This is a genomic window from Bacteroidota bacterium (genome assembly GCA_023957335.1).
GTDB lineage: Bacteria > Bacteroidota > Bacteroidia > NS11-12g > UBA955 > JALOAG01.
Genome location: JAMLHC010000004.1, coordinates 13240 through 36467, shown reverse-complemented (window position 1 = coordinate 36467; position 23228 = coordinate 13240). Strand labels below are relative to the sequence as shown.

General features: G+C 38.6%; 19 protein-coding genes. 6 read left to right on the top strand and 13 right to left on the bottom strand.

Translation table 11 applies throughout. From position 1 onward, the window contains the following. The first annotated feature begins 112 nt into the window (after positions 1-112). Positions 113-622, top strand: a complete 510-nt coding sequence (locus tag M9892_08380; GenBank protein ID MCO5254363.1) for a metallophosphatase family protein — start codon at positions 113-115, stop codon at positions 620-622. Here M9892_08380 and M9892_08375 read toward each other — a convergent pair. The 4 genes from M9892_08375 to M9892_08360 all read right to left on the bottom strand — a co-directional run bounded on the left by M9892_08375 (position 609) and on the right by M9892_08360 (position 5636). Then, positions 609-1913: an efflux RND transporter periplasmic adaptor subunit gene (locus M9892_08375; GenBank protein ID MCO5254362.1), complete on the bottom strand. Its 1305-nt coding sequence runs from the start codon at positions 1911-1913 to the stop codon at positions 609-611. The genes M9892_08380 and M9892_08375 overlap by 14 nt on opposite strands. An 88-nt stretch (positions 1914-2001) precedes the next feature. Continuing rightward, positions 2002-3429: a TolC family protein gene (locus tag M9892_08370; protein ID MCO5254361.1), complete on the bottom strand. Its 1428-nt coding sequence runs from the start codon at positions 3427-3429 to the stop codon at positions 2002-2004. Between the two features lie 140 nt (positions 3430-3569). Next, positions 3570-4655, bottom strand: a complete 1086-nt coding sequence (locus tag M9892_08365; GenBank protein MCO5254360.1) for a sugar phosphate nucleotidyltransferase — start codon at positions 4653-4655, stop codon at positions 3570-3572. A gap of 12 nt (positions 4656-4667) precedes the next feature. After that, on the bottom strand, positions 4668-5636 hold the full coding sequence (locus M9892_08360; GenBank protein ID MCO5254359.1) for a KpsF/GutQ family sugar-phosphate isomerase: 969 nt from the start codon (positions 5634-5636) through the stop codon (positions 4668-4670). Between the two features lie 107 nt (positions 5637-5743). Between M9892_08360 and recQ the strand changes: the two genes are divergently transcribed. The 3 genes from recQ to M9892_08345 all read left to right on the top strand — a co-directional run bounded on the left by recQ (position 5744) and on the right by M9892_08345 (position 9598). After that, positions 5744-7948, top strand: coding sequence for a DNA helicase RecQ (gene recQ, locus M9892_08355; protein MCO5254358.1), 2205 nt, complete (start codon positions 5744-5746; stop codon positions 7946-7948). 64 nt (positions 7949-8012) lie between these two features. Further along, positions 8013-8732 carry a DUF4159 domain-containing protein gene (locus M9892_08350; GenBank protein ID MCO5254357.1) on the top strand — a complete coding sequence of 240 codons (720 nt, stop codon included), beginning with the start codon at positions 8013-8015 and terminating at the stop codon, positions 8730-8732. Next, positions 8729-9598, top strand: coding sequence for a diacylglycerol kinase family lipid kinase (locus tag M9892_08345; protein MCO5254356.1), 870 nt, complete (start codon positions 8729-8731; stop codon positions 9596-9598). The genes M9892_08350 and M9892_08345 overlap by 4 nt, the downstream gene beginning before the upstream one ends. Here M9892_08345 and M9892_08340 read toward each other — a convergent pair. From M9892_08340 to M9892_08310, 7 genes are all read right to left on the bottom strand, one after another. Continuing rightward, positions 9582-12035 (bottom strand): heavy metal translocating P-type ATPase metal-binding domain-containing protein, encoded by a 2454-nt coding sequence (locus M9892_08340; GenBank protein MCO5254355.1) that lies wholly within the window; start codon positions 12033-12035, stop codon positions 9582-9584. The two genes, M9892_08345 and M9892_08340, sit on opposite strands and share 17 nt — an antisense overlap. Further along, on the bottom strand, positions 12022-12537 hold the full coding sequence (locus M9892_08335; protein ID MCO5254354.1) for a hypothetical protein: 516 nt from the start codon (positions 12535-12537) through the stop codon (positions 12022-12024). The genes M9892_08340 and M9892_08335 overlap by 14 nt, the downstream gene beginning before the upstream one ends. Before the next feature lie 90 nt (positions 12538-12627). Then, the gene (locus tag M9892_08330; GenBank protein MCO5254353.1) at positions 12628-13338 is read right to left on the bottom strand and encodes a Crp/Fnr family transcriptional regulator; all 711 of its coding nucleotides are present in this window, start codon (positions 13336-13338) and stop codon (positions 12628-12630) included. Positions 13339-13446: 108 nt separating this feature from the next. Then, entirely contained in the window at positions 13447-14193 is a 747-nt protein-coding gene (locus M9892_08325) for a glycosyltransferase (GenBank protein ID MCO5254352.1), read from the bottom strand. Between the two features lie 4 nt (positions 14194-14197). Further along, positions 14198-16627, bottom strand: a complete 2430-nt coding sequence (locus tag M9892_08320; protein ID MCO5254351.1) for a YfhO family protein — start codon at positions 16625-16627, stop codon at positions 14198-14200. Between the two features lie 63 nt (positions 16628-16690). After that, complete coding sequence (locus tag M9892_08315; protein MCO5254350.1) at positions 16691-17848, bottom strand: glycosyltransferase; 1158 nt, start codon at positions 17846-17848, stop codon at positions 16691-16693. After that, complete coding sequence (locus tag M9892_08310) at positions 17848-18657, bottom strand: FkbM family methyltransferase (GenBank protein MCO5254349.1); 810 nt, start codon at positions 18655-18657, stop codon at positions 17848-17850. Before M9892_08310 ends, M9892_08315 begins: the two co-directional genes overlap by 1 nt. A gap of 114 nt (positions 18658-18771) precedes the next feature. Between M9892_08310 and M9892_08305 the strand changes: the two genes are divergently transcribed. Next, the gene (locus M9892_08305; protein ID MCO5254348.1) at positions 18772-20283 is read left to right on the top strand and encodes an oligosaccharide flippase family protein; all 1512 of its coding nucleotides are present in this window, start codon (positions 18772-18774) and stop codon (positions 20281-20283) included. Positions 20284-20314: 31 nt separating this feature from the next. On the opposite strand, the gene eno is transcribed toward M9892_08305, so the two are convergent. Together eno and carA are read right to left on the bottom strand one after the other, a co-directional pair. Next, complete coding sequence (gene eno, locus M9892_08300) at positions 20315-21604, bottom strand: phosphopyruvate hydratase (GenBank protein MCO5254347.1); 1290 nt, start codon at positions 21602-21604, stop codon at positions 20315-20317. Positions 21605-21606: 2 nt separating this feature from the next. Then, positions 21607-22704 carry a glutamine-hydrolyzing carbamoyl-phosphate synthase small subunit gene (gene carA, locus M9892_08295; protein MCO5254346.1) on the bottom strand — a complete coding sequence of 366 codons (1098 nt, stop codon included), beginning with the start codon at positions 22702-22704 and terminating at the stop codon, positions 21607-21609. Positions 22705-22950: 246 nt separating this feature from the next. On the opposite strand from carA, the gene M9892_08290 reads away from it, so the two are divergent. After that, complete coding sequence (locus M9892_08290) at positions 22951-23226, top strand: co-chaperone GroES (protein ID MCO5254345.1); 276 nt, start codon at positions 22951-22953, stop codon at positions 23224-23226. Positions 23227-23228 lie beyond the last annotated feature (2 nt).

The following is a 23228-nucleotide window of genomic DNA, read 5'->3' as shown; positions in this document are numbered from 1 at the left end:
TTAGGATTCATTGTTCCGTGCAATCTGTTTGGTTTTTTTGTGTAATTCTAAAATTTACTGAATACTCTGAGCAAATAAATACCTTGCATACCTTTGTGCGCCCATCACACAAATGAAAAAAGTATTGATTCTTTCGGATTCACACGGCTTGCTTGAGGCAGATGTTATCAAACACGTTGTGCAAGCAGATGAGATTTGGCATGCCGGTGATTGGGGCAATATGGAAGTGCTTGAGCAGTTAGAAAAGTTAGGAAAACGCATACAAGGTGTGTATGGAAATATTGACGGGGGTAAACTCAGGGTTGTACTACCCAATGAAAATATTTTTGAGTCAGAGGGGGTCAAAGTTTTTATGACACATATTGGCGGTTATCCCGGTAGATATTCAGCAGGTATTAAAGATAAACTTCGTATTCATCGCCCCACTCTTTTTGTATGTGGACATTCACATATTCTTAAAATCATGCAGGATAAGGAATTAAGCGTATTACACATCAATCCCGGTGCTTGTGGCAGGCATGGCTTTCACATTTTCAGAACGATGGTGAGGATTGAAATTAATGCCGGCAAAATAACCAAAGCGGATGTGATTGAATTGGGTCGCAGAACTACTGAGATTTAAATATATCAGCTTTGTCTGACACCTCTACTGCCATACCGTTTTTGAGGATATTGGACAATATTCCATAGGGACCTGAAACTATATTGTCTCCTTCCGAAATCCCTTCTGTTATTTGAATATAATTTCTATCTTGAATACCGCTCTTTACCCTATGTGCAGACACTTTTCCGGCTTTTTCTACAAAAACCACTTCCACTCTATTGCTCTGGTGGGTCAATGGGTCAGTATTTGCGCTGTCTTCACCTATTTGTTCCGAATTGCGCATGGTAACGGCAGAGACCGGAATTGCCAATATGCTTTTTTCTACTTTGGTAACAATGTCAACCGAAGCAGTCATGCCGGGCAAAAAAGGCAGTGTGTTGCCTTTGTTTATCAGATCTTGATACGATGAAGGAATAATGCGTACCCTGACTTCATAATTTACCGCCTGCTGATTGTCGGTAGTACTAAGTGCTGATTTAACGGAGCGTGCTACTTGACTTACCACCCCTTTGAATTTTTGACCTTTATAGGCATCTACCTCAACATTGGCTGTATCTCCTTTATGAATTCTGATAATGTCATTTTCGTTTACATCTACCCTGACTTCCACAAAAGCAAATTGAGAGATGCGCATCATTTCTGTACCGGCCATTTGGCTTGTACCCACAACGCGTTCACCCTTTTCGACAGACAGTGAGGTTACAATACCGCTGATGGGTGAATAAATACTTGTTCTGCCATAGTTTCGCTGGGATTCTTCAAGTCTGGCGGCAGTACTTTCTACTGTAAATTTTGCAGCAAGCACATTCTTTTCCGCAGTTTCACTATCAGCTTTTGCCATATTGTAGGCTGCTTCTGCGGATTCAAATTCTGACAAAGAAATAACTTTGTCTGCAAACAACTTTTGTTGTCTTTTATAATTTGCTTCTTGTTGTTTGAGGTTGGCTTTGGCTCTGGAAACCTGAGCTTCATAGGTGGCTAATCCTGCTTTTGCATTGTTTAGTGTAGCTTTCATTTCTGTCATTGCAGATTCATATAATTCCGGGTTGATTCTGCACAATAATTGTCCTTGTTTTACGGTGTCGCCCTCAGATACGAGCAATTCAATGATTTCGCCCGAAACATCCGAACTTATTTTTACTTCAACTTCGGGATATATTCTACCGGAAGCGGCAACACTTTCGACAATGTCGCGCTTGGCTGCTTTTTCGGTCATCACTTTGACTGCAGTGCTCTTGCGATTGCCGGCTACCAGCCACAATACAACAATAATTACAATAGCAACAGCAATAATGAGTTTGGTTTTCATGTAAGTTTGAATGGCAGGATTGACAAGGGCAAAAGTAGAAAACTATTGTTAATTACGCACTTCCATTTATGATTTAGCTTTGTCCTAACTATCGACTTATTTCAATAACACTGCCGTTATAAAACTCAACTATCATCCGGTTAAACAATAATTCGTATCGTGCTTGCAAGGCCGATATTTCGGCTTTGAGCAACTGATTTTTGGCATTGTTATAATCAAAGATGTCGAGCAAACCGTTTTCAAAGCGTTTTTGGGCAAAATCCATTTGTAATTGTGCGGCTTCTAAGGCTTTTTCACTTGCTATTTGTTTGGATACAGAAGCATTATAGTCTGTGATTGCTTTGGCAATATTGGCTTTGAGAGTGTTTTGAGTTTGTTGAAGATTGTTGCGTTGAATTTCTTTGTTAAGTGTACTCTTACGGATGTTATTGTGTACATACATTCCATTGAAAATGTTCCAACTAAGGCTCACCCCAACGGTTTGTCCAAAGTTGTTGTTCAGTTGTTCATTCATTGGAACCACTTTGGTTTCTGTTCTGAATGTAGGTTGATAAACGATTTCGTTTGACCCGTCAACATAACCTATAGGTTGTGTTCCAATCTGTGTCATACCGGTGATTTGCACCGCATTTTGAGAAAAAACCGTACTCATGTTGGCATACATTGACAACACGGGGGCTTGTAATCCTCTGTTTATCTTTTCGTTTATTTCGGAACTTTGAACTTTGAGTGTACTGCTTTCAATTTCCGGAAGATGTTTGAGGGCGTTGTTATAAACCTGCTCAGTTTCATAGATAGGGGTACTTTGTTGCAATATCAATTTAGGCTCTTCTATATCCCAGTTGGTATCAGGCGGAATCAGAATCAGGTTGAGCAGGTTTACCTTTGCGAGCTCTCTCTGATTTTGTGCTTCTACCAAAGAAAGATTTTCATTGGCAAGTTGTGCTTCCAGACTGAGCTCCGCACTTTTGTCTGTTGAACCGGATTGAACTAATTTACGGGTTCGTTCTAACTGTTGTTTGGTTATATTCACTTGGCTTTCCATACTTTTTACAAGTTCTTTTGCCATTAATAGTGATAGATATGCTGTTGCAACATTGAGGGCAATTTGATTTTTAAAGGCTTCCAAATCTTTGAGGCTTGCTTGATAGTTAAATTTTTGTAGTCGGATTGTGTTTTGTTTCTGTAAGCCATTATAAATCACCCAGTCAGCATTCAAAGAAAAATAATCAGTGAGTATTCTTTTGGTTGCAAATTGATTGCTGAAACGGTCAATAGAACGTCCAAAATTATATCCGTGATTCATGCCAAAAGATACAGAAGGCAGCATTGCATATTGCGACCCCGTCATATCTAATTTGGCAATTTTTGCTTGCCATTCTGCGGACTTGATTTGAGGGTTATATTGATAAGCAAGAGCAATACAATCCTTTAGGGTAAGAATAGTTTGTCCATAAGATTGGTTTGTTGTGGCAACAAGCAATATACTTACAATTGCCAAGGACTTAATTTTCATGAAAGCAAAAGTAAGAAACTATACTTTGTGTTTTTGGGTTGCGCAAAAATAACGCTCACCAAATGTGTCTTATGTCTAAATATTTTACTGTAGAGTATTTTCAATCATCAAGCCAAGACACAATCAGTTCTCAGAATGAATTACGAAAATTTGTCTTTAAAACGATTTCTGATTTCGTTGACAATGAGTTTGACCTCTTGTTCGCGGTTGAGGTTACATATCAGTAGCGCATCTTCGGTATTTATTACCATCATGTCATTGAGTCCATTTACTACCACCACTTTTTCTTTTTCTTGGTTGAGCACCAATGAATTTCTGGTGTCTAAAACCATTATTTTATCACCGTGAATAACGTTGTTTTCCGATGTTTTTTCTCTCACTTCAAACAATGATTTCCAAGTTCCAAGGTCGCTCCAGCCAAGGTCTGCAGGGATGACACAGACATTATCTGCCTTTACCATAATGGCATAATCAACAGAAATATTTTTGGTCTGAGGATAAATTTTTTTGATGTATTCTTCTTCTTCGGGAGTGTTGTAAAATTTGTTGCCGTCTTTGAACAATTTATACATATCAGGTTGCATTCTTTCAAAGGCATCCAATATAGTTTTGGAAGTCCAGATAAAAATTCCTGCATTCCAAAGGAAGTCGCCACTGTCAATAAAAGTTTGGGCAATTTCAAGGTCTGGTTTTTCGGTAAAGGTCTTGACTTTGTGTGCTAACTTATCTTTGGGATTATCAATAAACTGAATATAACCATATCCTGTATCCGGACGATTTGGGGTAATGCCGAGTGTAACCAAAGAGTTCTCTTTGCTTGCAAAATTAAGCCCTTCAAATACGATGTCTATGAAGGTCTTTTCTTTGAGAATCAGGTGGTCGCTGGGTGCAAATACACAAACAGCATTTTTGTTCAAAGCATGAATTTTGGAAGTAGCATACGCAACACAAGGTGCCGTGTTCATTGCTTGAGGCTCTTTAATAATGTTGTCAGAGCTTATTTCGGTTATCTGCTCTTTAATGAGTGGAGTATAAATATCGTTTGAGATGATATAAATATTTTCTGGGGGAACAATGTTTTTAAACCTGCTGTATGTGAGTTGCAACAAAGTTTGACCTGTTCCCATAATATCCAAAAATTGTTTTGGGTAAGCCTTTTTACTCCATGGCCAAAAACGGCTTCCTATTCCTCCGGCCATAATAATGGCGTAGTGATTTTTATTCAATTTCTGCATAGCTTAGACTAATCCTTCCTTATATAAATCGTGAATGTGTATCATCCCTGCGTATTTTCCTTTTTCGTCAGTAATTATTAACTGCGAAATTTTAAATTGTTTTAAAAGCTCAAGTGCTTCTGCAGCAAGGTTCATAGAAGAAAATGTTTTTGGTTTTAAGCTCATAATGTCTTTTGCTGTAAGGTCTTGCAAATTAACATCCTTTTCGAGCATTCGTCTAATATCGCCATCAGTAATTATTCCCACAAGTTTATTTTTTTCCAAAACTGCTGTTGCACCCAATCTTCTTTCGGAAATTTCGACAATTACTTTTGGGATAGTGTCTGTGGTTTGCACAGCCGGTTTGTCGTTTTGTGCTGCAATTTCACCACAGGTCAGATAGATTTTTTTGCCCAGACTACCGCCCGGATGGTATTTGGAAAAATCATTGGCGGTAAATTTTCGGCTGCTCAACAGTGCGATTGCTAACGCATCGCCCAGAGCCAGTTGCAAGGTAGTGCTGGTGGTAGGGGCTAAGTTCAATGGACAAGCTTCTTTAGTTATGTGATAAGCCAACACCCATTTAGATGTCTTAGCCAAAGCAGAGTTGCTGTTTCCGCAGATACAGGCAAGCGGATTTCCCATTTTGCTAATTAACCCGGCTAAGTACTTGATTTCGGGTGTATTACCGCTGTGTGAGAGTGCAATGATAAGGTCGTTTTTTTGCACCATCCCCAAATCACCGTGTATAGCTTCAGCAGCATGCATAAAAATAGAGGGTGTGCCCGTTGAGTTTAGGGTGGCTGTTATCTTATTTGCAATGATGGCGCTTTTGCCGATTCCGGTGAGGATGATTCTGCCTTTGGTATTTAGAATAGCATTCACAAGCGGTGCAAAATCCAAGGGGAATGATTTTTCTAATTCTTGCAAACCTGCAATTTCATCAGACAATGCTTTTTTTCCGAGTTTAATTATTTCTTTTTCAGGTGTCAAAACTTCCGCAAATTAAAATTAAAGGCAAATATCTTTTTTTAAATTCTTTTTATGTTAATTTAGTGCACCCAAAGAAAAAAAATAGTTATTAAAGTATATAAGTGAATATGAGCGTATTAGATAAAAGATTGACTCCCAAAGAAGCCCTGAAACAATTCTTCGGTTTCGATTCTTTCAAAGGCGAACAAGAAAAAGTGATACAGTGCTTGTTGGATGGTAACGATTGTTTTGTGATTATGCCAACAGGTGCAGGCAAGAGTTTGTGTTATCAGCTTCCGGCTTTGATGCAGGATGGGACTGCCATTATCATTTCTCCGCTGATTGCACTGATGAAAAATCAGGTTGATTCCATTCGGGGATTTTCAAGTACCGAAAAAATTGCACACTTCCTCAATTCTTCTCTCTCCAAGACAGATATTTCAATTGTCAAAGAAGATATTTCCGCAACCAATACAAAACTTCTTTATGTAGCGCCAGAAACGCTCAAAAAAGAAGAAACACTTGAGTTCCTTAGAACCATCAAGGTATCCTTTGTGGCAGTTGATGAAGCCCATTGTATTTCAGAGTGGGGACACGATTTCAGACCTGAGTACAGAAGAATTAAGGCTATGGTACACCAGCTGGATTCGTCTGTCCCGATTATGGCTTTGACTGCCACCGCCACACCAAAAGTTCAATATGATATTCAGAAAAACCTTGACATGCTTGATGCAGAGGTTTTCAAATCTTCGTTTAACCGAGAAAATCTGTATTATGATATCAGACCAAAACGCAGTAAGGAGAAGGTGTATAAAAACATGGTGAGCTATATCAAGCAACACCACGGACAATCGGGTATAATCTATTGTTTGAGTAGAAAAAAAGTAGAGGAAATTGCCGAGATGCTTGCCATCAATGGCATTAAAGCGCTGCCGTACCATGCCGGACTGGATGCTAAAACAAGGGTAAGAAACCAAGATGCCTTTTTGATGGAAGATGCGGATGTGATTGTGGCTACCATTGCTTTTGGAATGGGGATAGACAAGCCAGATGTGCGTTTTGTGATGCACTATGATGTGCCCAAAAGTTTGGAAGGATATTACCAAGAGACGGGTCGTTCGGGGCGAGATGGTATTGTAAGTGATTGTATCATGTATTACAACCCCAATGACATTGAAAAACTCGAAAAGTTTTTAAAGGATAAACCTGTTGCAGAGCAAGAGATTGGGACTTTATTGATTGATGAAACTTCCGCTTTTTCGGAGTCCAGCCAGTGCAGACGCAAATTCTTGTTACACTATTTTGGTGAAGAGTTTGACGAAACCAACTGCAATGAAATGTGTGATAACTGCCGCCATCCTAAGCCAAAACATGAAGTACAGGACGAAATGGAGGCATTTTTGAAAGTGATGGATGGAACGCTCAAAGGCGAATACAATGTGCACCACCTTGTCAATTTTGCTGTGGGCAAAAAATCCGATTCCATTAAAGATTACGGACATAACAAAGCAAAAGATTTCGGATATGGAAAAGACAAAGACAATTTGTTTTGGAAAAGTATCAGTCGTCTGGCTTATCTGAATGATTTTCTTATAAAAAACATTGAAAAATATGGGCTTTACAGTTTGTCTGAAAAGGGTAGAGAGTTTATTAAGAAGCCCTATTCATTGAAAATGGCAATTGATGTTGAATATGAAAGTGTTGATGAAGAAGACTTTGAATCAGCAAAGGTGGAAGGCTCTACCGATACCGTTCTTTTTAACATGCTCAAAGACCTGCGTAAAACCGTAGCCAAAAAATATAAACTTCCTCCGTATGTTATTTTCCAAGACCCATCTTTGGAAGATATGGCAATGAAATACCCCATTACGATTGAAGACCTTGGGAGTGTGCATGGAGTAGGTAAAAATAAAGCTGAAAAATACGGTGAAGAATTTGTCAAGCTGATTGCCACGTATGTGGAAGAGAATGATATAGACCGTCCGGATGATTTTGTGGTTAAAACTTCAGGCGAAAAATCGCGCAAGAAAATTGCCATTATTCAAAATATTGACAAGAAAGTGGATATCGAAGATATTGCCAAGTCATTGGGGGTAGGGATTAGTGAGTTTATTGAAGAACTTGAGCAAATGGTTTCTGCCGGAACCAAGCTCGACCTGATGTATTACCTTACAGAATTGATGGATGAGGAGTATCTGGATGAAATATTTGATTTCTTAAAGCAACAGGAAGAGGACAATATAGAAGCTGCTCTCAAAGCCTTTGACGGTGATTTTTCTTTAGAAGAATTGAGACTTTGCAGATTGCAATTTATTTCTGATATGTCTTTGTAGGTTTGCTTTTAAACACTCATTGAAGTTTGGGAGTGTTGTTTGGTATATTTCTGCATTATTGATAATGAGTATAACAAAACGCTTCTTGACTATTTTTGCAGAATATCTGATGAAACCTAAGAAGGCATTTCTATATCTGTTTGTATTGTTGATTCCTGCATTGTTCGGCAGTTTTGTCTTGTCCCCTCAAATAAAATTAGCAAAACTCAAGTACAGAGGAGGTGGAGATTGGTATGCAGACAGAACCGCTTTGCCCAATCTGGCTAAGTTTTGCAATAAAAATATTGGTACTTCTTTCGCTGAGACGGATGATATTGTGGATGTTGCAAGCCAAGATTTATTTAACTATCCATATATCTATATGACCGGGCACGGTAATTTTGTTTTCAATAGTGATGAAGCAGAGAATTTAAGAAAGTATCTTATTTCCGGTGGTTTTTTACATATTGATGACAATTACGGATTAGACCCTTTTGTGCGTCCGCAAATGAAAAAAGTATTTCCTGAGTTGGAAATGGTTGAACTACCTTTTTCACACCCTATTTTTAATCAAAAGTATAGTTTCCCCAAGGGTTTGCCCAAAGTGCATGAACATGATGGCAAACCACCACAAGCTTTTGGATTAATTTATAAAGGTAGGTTGGTGTGTCTATACACGTATGAATGTGATTTGGGTAATGGTTGGGAAGATCAAAGTGTTTATAATGATCCTGAAGAGAAACGCCAGCAGGCACTCAAGATGGGTGCTAATATTATTCAGTTTGTTTTTACAGATAACCGGTGAAACAAAAGGTCATCATCATATACAACCCTATTTCAGGAGCCAAACGTGGCATTGATTTACCGTCATTAGTGAATAGTTTTTTGGATAAAGATAAGTTCGACTATGCATTATGGTCTTCTGTATCGGCAGAACACATGAAGGTATTGAGTAAACAAGCAAGTCAATCAGATGCGGATATTGTGGTGGCAGCCGGTGGTGACGGGTCTGCCAATACGGTTTCCAAAGAATTAGTTGACACAGACAAAAGATTCTATATTTTTCCTTTGGGTTCGGGCAATGGTTTTGCAAGACATTTCAATATCCCGATGAATACGGTTAAAGCCATTCAATCTTTGGCTGAAAAAACATCTGAAACCATTGTCAGTACTTGTTTGATGAATGATTCTCATTTTATCAATGTGGCGGGAGCAGGTTTTGACGCGCATATCAGTCACGTATTTGCCCTAAAAAATGAACGCGGATTTTGGGGATATTTAAAAGCCGTAATACGTGAATTGGGCTACAAATCACAAAGCTATACCATCAGCAATGGAGCAGACACATGGCATGGCAAGGCATTTCTCATTTCGGTAGCCAATGCAAGCCAATGGGGTAACAATGTCCGAATAGCTCCTCACGCCAATCCACAGGATGAGATTTTGGACGTAGTGGCAATAAAAAAATTCAATTTGATTGAGGCACCGGTAGTAATGTGCAGAATATTCATGGGTAAAATCCATAATGGGAGGTATTTCTATCTAATTTCAGGTTTGAAAATTTCTATTAAAAGAGAACATTCCGATATAGCCCATATTGACGGAGAACCTGTCACGGCAGCTCAAGACCTTGTATTTGAGTGCAAAGGCAAACTCAAAGTTTTATCCTAATTCTTGAAGCAAATAATCTTTTTGTCCAATATGAACTGGTCAAAAACGTAATCAACACAATAGTCAAGGTGCTTGCGGGCATGAGAATGGCGCATACCAATGGTGAGAGCAGCCCTTGAACAGCAAAATAAATTCCTATTAGGTTGTAGCTGACCGAAAAAGCGAAACATGAACGAATGATAAATCTGTTTTTTTGTGCGAGTACAATCAGTTTGTCAAGGTTAGCAAGTTCTTTTCCTGCCAAGATTGCGTCTGCCGAGGGGCTGAAATTATTGATATCTTCTGCCAGACAAATCCCCACATTGCTTTGTTTGAGAGCAACCGCATCATTGAGCCCGTCTCCAATCATGGCAACCATATTGCCTTTGCGTTGAACTTCTTTTATAAACTCCAGTTTATCATCAGGGTTTTGTTCAAAACGCACGTCTGTATTGGAGCCCAAAATGTTTTGAAAATATGATTGTTGGGTAGGTTTGTCTCCCGAAATGAGTGCAAACCTGATTTTTTGACCAAGATTTTTGAGCATATCTGCAATACCTGTTCTCAGTCCTTGTCGCAACAGAAAGTAGCCTCTGTACTGATGGTCAATAAACAAATACAACACTGTGCCATTATCATCTTTGGGTAATGATTCTTCAAAATAAGGTGCTGTACCTATTTTAACACTATGACCTTCTATGTTGCCCTCTGCACCCAGTCCGGATTCTTCGCTGAAATTGTGCACTTCAAAAAGTTTTGTATTGCCTAATAGCTTGATGATGGGGTGTTTGATGGATTGAATGCTTGGTTTAGTGAGGCTTGTAATAAGACTTTTTTCAAATTCGGACAATTCATTCCCGACAAAATTTGCCGTCATGTTTTCAGCCGAAGTTAAAGTACCTGTTTTGTCAAAAACCAAATAATTTAGCTTGGAGATATTCTCAATTACAAAAGAATTGCGCAGATACAATCCATGTCGTCCGAGATCCCTTATCAGAAAACCATTGGTGAATGTATAAGTAAGTAAAAGACCGCAAGGGCATGCGATAATCAATACTGCTGTAACAGAAGTCCAGATGAGGGAAGAGTCGTGTATCCACCAATAAATTGCTGAAACCAGAGCTATAACAAGCACAACCCATGTAAAATTACGTCCCAGTTTATGTACAAAACTATTGCGATTGTCATCAAACTCTTCGAGAGGGTCTTTAGCATTTTTGTTCCATAGATTTGTCAGATAACTTTGTGCAACCGGTTTGGATGTGATGACTTCAATAGCCCCACCTAATTGTCTGCCTCCTGCATATACTTGCTCGCCAATTGCTTTGGAAACAGGTGCGGATTCACCCGTAACAAAACTATAGTCTATCTCTGCTTTACCTTTGGAAACAATGCCGTCTGCGGGCAACAGTTCTTGACTATGCACCAGCAAAATGTCTCCGGTTTGGATGTCAGGAAGCGGGGTGGGTTTTTCTTGCCCGTCTTGTAAAACGCTTGCAGAAATAGGAAAATAGTCTGTGTAATCTCGATCAAAAGACAGTTGTCCGTATGTTTTGTTTTGAATAGCCCTGCCTATCAACATAAAAAATACGATACCCGCCATAGAGTCAAAATATCCGGCAGTGTCAAACACAAACACATCAACTACACTTCGCACAAATGTTACCAAAATTGCCAAGGCAACGGGAATATCAATATTCAAATGCCTGTGTCGAATTCCTTTCCAAGCTGATTTAAAATAAACTTGTGCGCTATAGAAGAAAACAGGTAATGCAAGCGCAAAGCTTATATAACGGAAAATTAATCCCAAGTAGGCTTCTTGCTGCAAATCGTTAGAAAAATATTCAGGAACACTCAGCAGCATGATATTTCCAAATGCAAATCCTGCTACTCCTAATCTATAAATGAGCGATTTGTCAACTTTGTTCTTTTGGTGATTGAGATTTTTAAGACTGATATAAGGCTCATATCCAATATCTTCAAGGGTTTCAACCACTTCCCTCAAAGTGGTTTGTTTTTCATCAAAAACAATGGAAACTTCTTTTTTGAGAAACTGTACATCAGCCCTTAGGATGCCTTTGTGCAACACGTGCAGGTTTTCAAGTAGATATAGGCAAGAACTACAATGGATGACAGGGATATAGAAAGTTACGTGCGATTGTTCCGCCTCTCTGAACGAAAGCAAAGATTGTTGTACTTTTTCATCTTCCAGAAATGCAAATTTTTCTTTTCGTGCTTTGGTTCTTCGGTTGATGCCTGATTTTTGGTTCAGTTCATAATAATTACAGAGTCCGGCATTGTTCAGCAGACTGTAAACCGTCATACAACCATGACAGCAGAAGTGTTTTTCATCAATATGCAAGGATTTGTCGGGACATTCTTCACCGCAATGATAACACGAGATAGAAGTTGGAGATGTATGTATTTCCTTGTCAGCGGTGACTCTATGCAAACTCATTATCGGACAATTTGTTCCTAATCGATTTGACGATTTTTTCGCGTACAATATTCGTCCAATCTGACATTAAAATTTCCAAGTGGCTCAAATCATTGATAATAATCTGTTCGACCGGTAAAAGGTGCTGGTTTATTTTGAAATCATTGACATGATGCTTTAACCTATAGAGCAATGTCAATACAGTATGTTGGTAGTTGAAGATTTTGTCAACCGCAGATTCGGGAAGTGTATAATCATCCAATATGATTTTCTTTCTCAAAAAAGGCAGAAATACAAAGGATTCTAAGCGAATGAGTTGTTCGCATTCGTCTTTCAGTTGTACAAATAAAATACTCAATACTTGTTCTTTGTCGGTTTCCAAAAAAAGACCATCATTTTCGAATAGGCTCTTGGTGAGAGCATTCATGTTTCGGCTTATATCTTGATGGATTCTGTCGGAAACAAAATCGCATGATTCAATAATAGAAAATGAAGAAAAATCTATGTTTGGGTAACTTTTCAAAACCGTGAAAATTTCGCAGCAAACATAGTCAGCGCCTCAGGTATTAAAAATGACAAAAGTCAGTTTGAATAAAATATTATAAACTTAAAATCAATAAGGAACATTGGCAGTTTTTACCAATTTGTCTTTGTCAAGCACTTTGATTTTTTTGCCCACTATGTCAATGATACCATCCTTTTTGAATTCAGACAGCAAACGTATTGTGGATTCAGTTGCAGTTCCCACGATATTGGCGATTTCTTCTCTGGACAGTTGTACATCTAATGTTGCGCCATCTGCTTCCATTCCATAGGTTTCTCTAAGAAAAAGAAGGGCTTCTGCAAGTCGTTCTCTAACCGGTTTCTGCGCAAGTTGTACAATCTTGTTTTCAGCATTATGAAGCTCAGAACTCAATAAACTTAGAAGTGAGAAGGATAAATTAGGGTCTTTTTTTAGGACTGTAAAAAAGGTCTCTTTGGGTATGAAACAAATAGTGCTGTCTTCGAGTGCAATAGCAGAAGCAGTGTATCTGTTTCCTCCTAACAAAGCTTTGTACCCAATAATATCTCCGCTTTTGGCAAGGCGTACAATGGTTTCTTTGCCTTCATCACCCATTTGGGATAACTTTACTTTGCCGTTGTTGATACAAAATAGTCCGTGTGGGTGTGCGCCCTCATAAAATAAAAACTGTCCTTTCTTGTATTCCGAAGTAACCTTGCCATCATTGATTTCATTGATGTTGTCACCACTTGAATTGCAAAAGATTGAGTGGCTGCGATGACCGCAGAATGCACAATTTTTTGAATTAAGTTTATCTTCCATAAGCGCTTAGAATTACCAACAATCGGATTTATGCACGCAAATATAGCTTTTCAAATTGTAAACAGAGAAAACTCAAATAGAATATTTGATAAATAGACGATATTGCAGTTATTTCATTGTCCTCAAAACAATCTTAACGTGGGCTATCATGGTTTTTAAAAGCCCAAAATGTTTTTTCATAATGTTGAATCTTTCTTTCCAACTGGCTTTCACTTTCTGAGATGACAGCCCTCCCAATTCAAATCCTGAATGAATAAGCCAACTGTTCTTTACTCTAAGGTTCTGTTTGAGTACATTGCAAAGCCAATCGTAGTCGGCTGCTATTTTCCATTGAATATCAAATTCGGGACAAAATTCTTTTTTGACAATAACAGATTGATGGTTGACAATCATACCTCCCAACAAGGATTGAAGTGTGAGTGTTTGGGGTAGTTTTCGGGTAGTCTGTTCACTGCGGGTACCCAAATTCTTGCCCCCCATGTCGGTTAACATGGTTTCACCGTATATTACATCAGCATTTGCAAAGAACGGGTTGAGCAGTTGCACTATGTTTTCAGCAAACAAAGTATCACCGGCATTAAGAAACCACAAAAATTCGCCTTGTGCTGACCGTATTCCTTTGTTCATGGCATCATAAAGCCCCTTGTCCTGTTCGGACACAAGATAATCACCTTCCTTTTGTTGTTGTTGGACAAACGCAACAGAACCATCCGAAGATTTGCCGTCTATCACAACCCATTGGATTTGATTGCGCACGGTTTGAGCGTTAATAGAAGTAGCCGTTTTTTTCAGCCCCGAAAGATTATTACGGGTTACGGTAATAATACTGATTAAAAATGATGGAGTTTCGGGCACAGACCTATGATTTTGGTGATGCAAACTTATACTCCTTGATAATGCTCCGGAGCACCCAAGCTAATGCCAACAATATTACCAAGAGTGAGGTATAGCGCGTTTCTGCATAAAATACTTTGGCAGGATTGTAAGTGTAAACCATCTGAATATCGCCTTTGCCGGGTGGAAGTACTGCTCCGCGAAGGGTATAATTTACCTTATAGAGGGGAGTTTCTTGACCGTTAACAAACAATTTCCAATGGTCATAATATACTTCTGAAAAAACAACAAAGCGTTGAAAAGTGCTATTGTATGTGTAACGCAATGTGTCGGGGTGGTATGAATACAAACTGATAGATTCATTTTCATCTTCCATAGCAATATCTTCCGTAACCTGTAATTTTTGGTTGCTGATATTGATTACTGCCTGTGTTGCCGGATTGATTTTCTTAAGACTGTCCATCTCTTCCCTGTCAGACATTGTAGTTATAATGTCGTTGATAAACCAAGCATTTCCCAACGCTGTTTCGCGCTTTTGATAGACACGTTGATTGTCTTGTTGATTATAGCCAAGTATATATTTGCAGTTAAGCATATCCAAAGATCTTTCACGTGAAGAATCCGGTGCAATATATTCATCAATCAAATCCTGATACCTGCTGAGTTTAGCTGCATGATACCCGCCCACTAATTTATGAAAAGCAGCAGCATCATTGGAGTTGAAGGGGTTAGAAATGTCAATTACCCTATAATATGGGTCTGCATCTTTCATTATTTCCAAATCCACTTGGTCGGGTTGGGGTTTCTCAAAAGTGGTAATAGGAAATTTAAAATCAGCCCAAGTTAAATATCTCATGTCAACTCCCACAAGGTCAATGACCATGAGTGAGCCTATTATCAAAACCGCCCACTGCTTTTTGATTCTTTCTTTGAAAAAAAGCCATATAATAAGTAATGCGGCTCCTATATACAACAGACTGCGTAAGCTGTCAGTCCATACATAATAGGAACGGGTCTCTTGCACTAATTTTATCACTTCGCTATTATCGCCCAAATATTTTGCATCATTTACGCTGGATGTGCCAACCAACGAAGCTCCAAATAACATCAAAAACACCAATAACCCACCTACGATATAGAAAGATGGAAGCACATTCTTTTTCAAAAACTCTTTGGTGATTTTTGTATTAAACAGTTCTGATAGCGTCATAATTGCCAATGCTATGACTGATACCTGCGCAATGGACATCGCCATCATGGGTGTTCTGAATTTGTTATAGAAAGGCAGGTAGTCAAACAAGAAATAGTTGAGGGCAGGAAAATTTTTACCCCATGATAGCATCAACGCGAGAGCTGTAATTGCATATAAAACCCATTTGATATCAGCCTTTACCAATTTGAAAGACAATACAAATAAAAAGATAATGATAGCCCCAAAATAAACGGGTCCTGAAGTGCTTGGCATAGAGCCGTGATAAAGCGGCAATTTTTGTTCAAGTAATTGAGGATTGTTGTATTGTTTGTAAATAGGTGTGTTCTTGGTAATTCCTTCTGCACTGCTCCCCCCATAAAGTCTTGGCACAAGCAATGTAAATGTTTCGCCAATGCCGTAACTCCAACTGAAAGCATAATCTCTTTCAAGTCCATCGTGAGGTGCATTAGCATTGTGTTCGCTCAGTGCAGAACCTCCGCGCATAGTGCTTTTGGCATATTCTTGTGTTGTAACCAATCTTTGCAAATTAGATACAACTCCCAAGCCTCCACCCAGCACAGACAAACCCACCAGAAGCAAAGCCGCTTTGAAATTCTTGTTCAACAGGTGTTTTACAAAATAATATGCTCCTAATACAAAAAGAATAATGAGCGTATAGTACGTTATTTGATAGTGGAAATAAAGTGTTTGAATAGCAAGATTATAAGTGAATACAACAAATCCACTCAGGTATTTTTCTTTGGCAATTAGATAAAAACCACCAATCACCGCAGGCATCAATGCCATTACAAAAACTTTGTTGATATGGGCAGCTTCTAAACTCGAAAAAGTAAATGTCATAAAGCCATAAGCTAAGGAGCCGAAGAATGCTAACAAAGGATCTATTCTTAAACAAAGTAGAAAAATATAGAACCCTATGAAGCATAAAAACAGGTTTTGGAAAGGATAAGAGGCTTTTTGAGCAAAAAACAGATAGGAAGTTTGTTCATAAAAATTAGCGGCAGGACCTAAATAAACCAAATCTGCCGGCATCCCACTGAAAATCTGATTTGTCCAACCTACAGCATTGCCTTCCTTTTCATAATATTCTATGCCTTCGGTCATACTTAATTTAGACTGACGTACGTCTTCCATTTTATAGGTTTTTCCGTTGAAAGTGGGAAGAAAATAAATATATGATACCAACAGAAAAGACGCAATAGCTATAAAATGCAGCTTATTTTTCTGAAAAAAATTATTCATATTAGGGTGGGGTTTATTTGGGGTTCAAATATACAGAGAAAGAGTATTGAGCAACTTGTTTAGTTACAGCCCTCTTATCATTAGTTTGTAAACATCTTTGTATTGTTGCGCAATCAAAGCATAGGAGAAATTTTGTTCGGCAAATTCTCTTGCAGATTGTGACAATGTTACACGGTTTTCAAGTACATATCGAATGCCTTCTGCCAGTTCCTTAAAATCCTTTACCGGCACTAAATACCCGTTCTTTTTATGCATTATCATATCCTTGATTCCGCCCGTATCAAATCCTACCACCGGCACACCGCAAGCCATTGCTTCCACTACCGTATTCGGCAGGTTGTCTTCAACAGATGTAATCACAAAAACGCTTGCAGTTCGGTATCTGTGAATCATTTCGGTTTTTGATCTGACAAAACCCAACTGTTGTACAAAAGAGGGGCAATTTTTGTCGGGATTGCCTATGACCACATAATGAAACGTGTCTTTGCCCAATAGTGATATTGCACTATATAGATAACCCACTCCTTTGCGTTTGTCACTCGATTTTTCGGCAACAAATAATACGTTTGGTTCAGGTTCATTGTTTTCAGAAGGGGTGTATTTATATAGGTTGATAGGGTTTTTGATATTGACAAAGAGAGTGTCCCCGGGGAATGTTCCTGATTTTTTGGCTTCGTCCATTAACCAAACAGAAGGACTGACTAAGGCTATCTTTGTGTGTAAATAAGACTTGGCTTTGATTTGACGAAACTTGTTTTCCAATTTCTGATAGTCTTGTTCCGGAAAATCAGTTGTGTAGTGCAACCCACCGGAAAAAGGATTCATGTCGTGCATAGTCCAAACAACGGGTTTGTTTATTTTATTAAAGAAACTCGGAATGTCCACAAATTTAACTACCCAATGAAGTTGAATGATGTCAAACCCTTGTACAAATTTGAGTTTGTGTAACCTAAACAAAGAGCGTGGAGAATTGAAAAAACACTTTTGTCTGCCAAGTTGGAAACGATAATTTAATATTCTATTGAGTTTGTCCAAGAAAGAAACAAACAGAGACGGCATGAAGTCTTGCAATGTATGGGCATTTGGCAAGTGCTTGGGTGGTTTGCCTTTCAAAAACAAAATATGGCTGTCAACCCCCGATTCGTACAAAGCTTTGTGAATCCTAATAGCGGCTGCTCCGGCTCCTCCGCCCATGTTGGTGTTGATATGCAAGACTTTCATTATACCTTGGATGCAAAGATATTTACCTGTAAATAACAGCCATTAATGATTCTCTTATTAGTCATGGGATGTTTGACTTTTACCGGAACTTCAATATGATAATGGAACCCCTGTTCTTCTAAAATCTTTAAAATGTCGGAAAGAAATGCACCGTTTACTTCTCTTTGATGGTATTCAATAAAGATATTTTGAACTTTATGCAGTTCATCCTTTATATGGGGAATTAATTGTTCCTCTGCACCTTCAATATCTATTTTCAACATATCAATACAATCAAAGGAATTAAGGAATTTTTTAAAGTCAATGGCTTTGACTTTAACCGTTTGCTCGTGAGAACTATCCTCTTTGAGCATGCCTCCGTCCCTACCGTCTGCAATAAAATTAAGCGTATCGTCTTTGATATAAACTGCTTCATTGTAAAGTGTGAGCTGTGAATTGGAAAAAGAAGCAAGGTTGTGTCTTAATTTGTCAAATACTTGTGAATCCGGTTCAAAACAATGAACCTGAGCGTTTGGAAAGTTTTTTACAAACCAAAATGCACTTAAACCAATGTTGGCGCCACAATCCAAAATCACTTGGGGCAATTGCTTACCTTCATTAAAAAGGTAATGTTCTCTATAGAAAATTTCATAAAATTGCCAAAAGAACCCCAATTTATCATTGATGATGAATTGGTTTCCATCAACCCTGAATTTATTTCCGGGAATTAACAAGAGTTTGAGTCCCAAAAAGAACAGTTTTCTATATTGCGTATCTATCAATGCTTTCGGAAGCCCACCAAAGAAAAACACAATAAAACCTCGTAGCATTATTTTGTTGTAAATAATTTTGAATCAGCAAAGAAAAGGAAAAATACAAGGAATCGTGTAGAAATAAGAAATTATTAAAATAAGCGCAAAGAAATACCTTTGCGTCTTCTTGTTATGGGGGTTGTAATCAGGCAGACATTTAAAGCATCAATCACAAACTATATCGGTGTAGCATTTGGTTTTCTGAATCTTGTCATCCTCATGCCCTTGATTTTTACAGGAGAGCAGATTGGTCTAATCAAAATGCTGACAGAAAACACGGATATGCTTGTGGGTTTTTCGTCACTCGGCATTTATAGTTCTATGTATCGGTATTTCCATCATTTTAAAGATGACCCCAAAGGAAGAATGCATGGATTTGATTTCTGGGCTGCACTTGTGCCCTTAGTAGGTTTCCTAGTGGTTTGTCTGATCACGGTCGTAACCAAAGGCTGGATTATTGCGTATTTTAGTGCCAAAGCAGCTGAATTTTTAGAGTATTATCTCTTGTTGTTGCCTCTTGTTTTTTCGCAGGTATTCTCTACTGTTTTTGAGGTTACTGCTTCGATTGAGGGGAGGATTGTAGTCCCCAAATTTATCAAAGAAGTTTTGATGCGAATATTGAATGCGGTTGCCTTTCTCACCTATTACTTCGGTTGGCTTAGTTTTAATCAGTCTGTGTGGTTATTGGTAATCTCCTATTTTGTGCCTTTGGTGTTGATATTTATATATTCTTCAAGTTTACGCAAGATTCACCTGAGGCCTGACTTTGATTTTATTAGACAAAACAAACCGATGGTCAAGGATTTTTTCAAATATACTGCGCTTATTACCATCGGTAGTATCAGCGGAGTCCTATTGACCAAGATTGATATGATTATGATTAGTGCCAAGATGGGGCTTGGGTTTACGGGTGTTTATGTGATTGCATTTTATATGTCAACCGTCATCGAAATTCCACGCAGGTCTTTGGCTCAAATCCTCTCCGGTAGAATTTCTGAACAGTTAAAAGATAGCAACTATGCAGCCGTAGAGCTTATATACAAAAAGACATCAACCGTGTTGTATATAGCCGCAGTTTTTTTATTGCTTTGTATCTTAATCAATATAAATAATCTTTATAAAATCATGCCTAATGGCGATCAGTTTAATACAGGGAGTACGGTTATTATCATATTGGCAATTTCCAAAGCAGTAGAATTGTTGACCAGCATGGGGCAAATCATTCTGTTGTATTCACGCTATTATTATGTAATGTTTTTGATGACAATAGGTACTATGATTATAGGGATATTTCTCAATCTGTGGCTTATTCCACTCTATGGCATAAACGGGGCTGCTGTTGCTACTGCTACTACCATTATCATTCAACAGATTATCATTGGAGTTACACTATACACTCGATTGGGCATACATTCTTTTACCTTAACACAACTCAAAACCAGCCTGCTAGTGATCGCTGTTTTGGGACTAAACTACGTATTGCCAACCATTGACAATGCTTGGCTTGACGCAAGTTTGAGAACTTTCATTGCGGGGGGGATGTTTGTCTGGGTGCTCTACAAAACCAAGTGGTCAGAAGAGATGAACAGAGTGATTAACAATTTGATTCAACGTGTCAAAGACAGAAATTTTAAACATTATTGAGCTGAGTCCGAACCAACTCAAACCCGTTAATTTATTTTAAGAATCTGAATTTCTTGCCCGGAAAATAAGCTTGTGTGCCTAATTCTTGTTCAATACGGAGTAGTTGGTTGTATTTAGCCATTCTGTCACTTCGGGAAGCCGAGCCGGTTTTTATCTGTCCGGAATTCATGGCAACGGCAAGGTCAGCAATAAAAGAATCTTCGGTTTCTCCGCTTCGATGGCTAATGATGTTGGTATAACTGTGTCTTGTGGCAAGGCTAATGGCATCAATTGTTTCGGTCAAAGAGCCAATCTGGTTGACTTTGACCAGAATTGAATTGGCAATATTGCGGTCAATGCCTTCCTGTAATCTTTTTACATTGGTAACAAACAAATCATCACCCACAAGTTGAACTCTTTTGCCAATAGCCTGTGTGAGTTTACTCCAACCCGTCCAATCATCTTCCCACAACCCGTCTTCTATGGATATAATAGGATATTTGTTTATCCAATCGCTCCAAAACCCAACCATCTCATCGCTGGAGAGTTTGTGTCCGGTAGATTTTTTGAAATGATACACACCTTCTTCCTCAATATAAAATTCAGAAGATGCAGCATCCATCGCAATGAATATATCTTCTCCGGGGGTATAACCTGCTTTCTCTATAGCTTTCAAAACGGTTTCTATTGCCTCCTCGTTTGATTTAATATTAGGTGCAAAACCGCCCTCATCGCCTACATTGGTTGAGTAGCCATTTTCTTTAAGCACGGATTTCAGATTGTGAAACACTTCTACTCCCATTCTGAGTGCATCGCTAAAGGTATCTGCTCCAAAGGGCATAATCATAAACTCCTGAAAATCTATGGAATTGTCTGCGTGCGAACCTCCATTGAGAATGTTCATCATAGGCACGGGCAGGGTGCAGGCATTCACACCTCCTAAATATCGGTATAAGGGTAAGTTCACTTCCTGAGCTGCAGCTTTGGCTGAAGCAAGAGAAACTGCCAAGATTGCATTGGCTCCTAGTATTGATTTATTCTCAGAACCGTCCAAGTCAATCATCACCTGATCCAGCTCTCTTTGTTCTTGTACTTCCATGCCCACAAGTGCTCCCGCAATTTTGTCTTCCACATTTTTAACAGCATGCAACACACCTTTGCCCATATATTGGGATGGGTCTTTGTCGCGGAGTTCCATTGCTTCGTGCATCCCTGTTGAAGCACCTGAGGGAACGGCTGCGCGTCCCATACAACCATCTTCGGTTATTACATCGGCTTCAATCGTAGGGTTACCACGAGAGTCAAGGATTTGTCTGGCAATAATGTCAACTATTTGGCTCATATTTATTTTTTGTTAGCGTTCATTAATGAAATAAAATCATCGAAAAGGTAGTGAGAATCATGAGGACCCGGTGCTGATTCAGGGTGATATTGTACTGAAAATGCAGGTTTGCCCTTGATTTTGATTCCTTCTATTGTGTTATCATTAAGGTTGATATGTGTAACTTCAATCATATCATTAGGCTCATTTTTTAATGCAAAACCGTGATTTTGAACTGTGATTTCACAAATACCATTTTGGGTGTTTTTGACAGGATGGTTTAAGCCTCTGTGTCCATTGTTCATTTTGTATGTTTTTAGCCCATAAGCCTGCCCTAAAAGCTGATTCCCCATACAGATTCCAAAGGTTGGGATATTAGCATCCATAATTTGCTTGACAGTTTTGATGGCATAATCCATGGTGCCGGGGTCACCAGGTCCGTTGGGTAGCATCACTCCGTCAGGTTTGAATTTTAAAATTTCCTCAAATGATGTTTTTGCAGGAAATACACCGCAAAACACACCTCTATTCACTATGTTTCTCAGAATATTCTTCTTAACCCCGTAATCAAGTACAGCCACTCTCAAAGGAGCAGATTCATTTCCGAGCGTATAACTCTTTTGTGTAGTTACTTTTGAAGAAAGTTCGAGTCCTGCCATCGAAGGAACTTGCGCCAATTTTGCTTTCAACTCATTGATATCCAAAATTTCCGAAGAAATGATTGCATTCATAGCGCCTTTTTGTCTGATGTGTTGTACAATAGCACGAGTATCAACCCCTTCAATTCCTGTAATACCGTGTTCTATAAAATAATCCTGTAAGCTTTTGTCTGCCATTCTGCGGGAATAATGACTTGCAAAACTTTTGCAAACTAATCCCGCTATCTGAATATTGTCAGATTCCACTTCGTCATTCTTCACGCCATAATTTCCAATATGAACGAAGGTTTGCACCAATATTTGACCAAAAAAAGACGGGTCGGTATAGAGTTCTTGATAACCTGTTAATCCTGTACTAAAGCATATTTCACCTGTTGTTGTACCAATTTTCCCTACTGCATAACCTTTGAAAAAAGTTCCATCCTCGAGAAGTAAGATAGCTTTGTTTTTAGATATTGTCATTTGAGCCGCAAAAATAGGTTTATCACTATTTGGGTTGTGCACTATTTTTCTACTTTATTGCTGATTATGAAAAAAGTATTTTGTCTAATGATTGAGATTATACTTGAATATGCTTAGATATAAGTCATTTTGGCACTCAATAGTTTAGGAATCCGCACCTAAAATGTCAGATTTACTGACAACAATCTCTTTGGCATAGCTTTGGGAAAAGAGCGGACAAAGAAAGTAATTAATTATCTAAGAATTATGGCAGTTAATATTAAACCACTTGCAGACAGAGTTCTCGTAGAACCTGCAGCAGCAGAAGAAAAAACAACAAGCGGAATTTATATTCCCGACACAGCAAAAGAAAAACCACAACGTGGTATTGTGGTTGCTGTTGGAAATGGCAAAAAAGATGAGCCCCTTACTGTAAAATCAGGTGATACAGTGCTTTATGGAAAATATTCAGGAACAGACATTTCACTTGAAGGAAAGGATTATCTTATTATGAGAGAGTCTGATATTCTTGCCATTATCTAAAT

Coding starts and splice junctions, on each gene's coding strand:
- M9892_08380 (MCO5254363.1), top strand. CDS start 113: ATGAAAAAAGTATTGATTCTTTCGGATTCACACGGCTTGCTTGAGGCA.
- M9892_08375 (MCO5254362.1), bottom strand. CDS start 1,913: ATGAAAACCAAACTCATTATTGCTGTTGCTATTGTAATTATTGTTGTA.
- M9892_08370 (MCO5254361.1), bottom strand. CDS start 3,429: ATGAAAATTAAGTCCTTGGCAATTGTAAGTATATTGCTTGTTGCCACA.
- recQ (MCO5254358.1), top strand. CDS start 5,744: ATGAGCGTATTAGATAAAAGATTGACTCCCAAAGAAGCCCTGAAACAA.
- M9892_08350 (MCO5254357.1), top strand. CDS start 8,013: ATGAGTATAACAAAACGCTTCTTGACTATTTTTGCAGAATATCTGATG.
- M9892_08340 (MCO5254355.1), bottom strand. CDS start 12,035: ATGAGTTTGCATAGAGTCACCGCTGACAAGGAAATACATACATCTCCA.
- M9892_08330 (MCO5254353.1), bottom strand. CDS start 13,338: ATGGAAGATAAACTTAATTCAAAAAATTGTGCATTCTGCGGTCATCGC.
- M9892_08320 (MCO5254351.1), bottom strand. CDS start 16,627: ATGAATAATTTTTTTCAGAAAAATAAGCTGCATTTTATAGCTATTGCG.
- M9892_08315 (MCO5254350.1), bottom strand. CDS start 17,848: ATGAAAGTCTTGCATATCAACACCAACATGGGCGGAGGAGCCGGAGCA.
- M9892_08310 (MCO5254349.1), bottom strand. CDS start 18,657: ATGCTACGAGGTTTTATTGTGTTTTTCTTTGGTGGGCTTCCGAAAGCA.
- M9892_08305 (MCO5254348.1), top strand. CDS start 18,772: ATGGGGGTTGTAATCAGGCAGACATTTAAAGCATCAATCACAAACTAT.
- eno (MCO5254347.1), bottom strand. CDS start 21,604: ATGAGCCAAATAGTTGACATTATTGCCAGACAAATCCTTGACTCTCGT.
- carA (MCO5254346.1), bottom strand. CDS start 22,704: ATGACAATATCTAAAAACAAAGCTATCTTACTTCTCGAGGATGGAACT.
- M9892_08290 (MCO5254345.1), top strand. CDS start 22,951: ATGGCAGTTAATATTAAACCACTTGCAGACAGAGTTCTCGTAGAACCT.